This window comes from Mesorhizobium sp. M1A.F.Ca.IN.020.04.1.1, assembly GCF_003997315.1.
In the GTDB taxonomy this organism is placed as follows: Bacteria; Pseudomonadota; Alphaproteobacteria; order Rhizobiales; family Rhizobiaceae; genus Mesorhizobium.
On sequence record NZ_RZSN01000425.1, the window covers coordinates 1 to 542 of the forward strand.

Below are 542 nucleotides of genomic sequence, written 5' to 3' on the forward strand. Positions count from 1 at the left end.
CCGCCCATGGCGAAGGCGTTGCTCATGGCGACGCGCACCTTGCGCTCGCGCGGCACATTGGGCGTGATGTCGAGGTCGCAAGCGGGATCTGGCTCGCGATAGTTGGCGGTCGGCGGCACGACGTCCTCTTGGATTGCCATCACGCAGGCGATCATTTCAAGCGCGCTCGCTGCGCCGAGGCAATGCGCGTGCGTGGACTTGGTGGAAGAGATGGACATCGAATAAGCGTGGTTTCCAAACACACGCTTGATCGCCGCCGTTTCAGTCTGATCATTGCTCTTGGTACCGGTGCCGTGCGCGTTGAGGTAGTCGACGTCCTCGGCATTCAGCCCGGCATCGGCAAGGCAGGCGCGCATCGCCGACGCTGGCCCCTCGACAGATGGCGCGGCGATGTGGAAGGCATCGGCGGAAAGGCCGACGCCGGCGATCTCGGCAAGAATTGTGGCACCACGCCTCGTGGCATGCTCGTAGCTTTCCAGCACGGCCATGCCCGCACCCTCGCCCAGCACCAGGCCCTTCCTATCGGCGGAGAAGGGCCGGCA

1 protein-coding gene is annotated in these 542 nt (G+C 64.8%); it reads right to left on the reverse strand.

The genetic code is table 11. From position 1 onward, the window contains the following. The coding region (locus EOA49_RS32350) for a beta-ketoacyl-[acyl-carrier-protein] synthase family protein (protein WP_164749402.1) at positions 1 to 542 on the reverse strand (542 nt) is incomplete at both ends.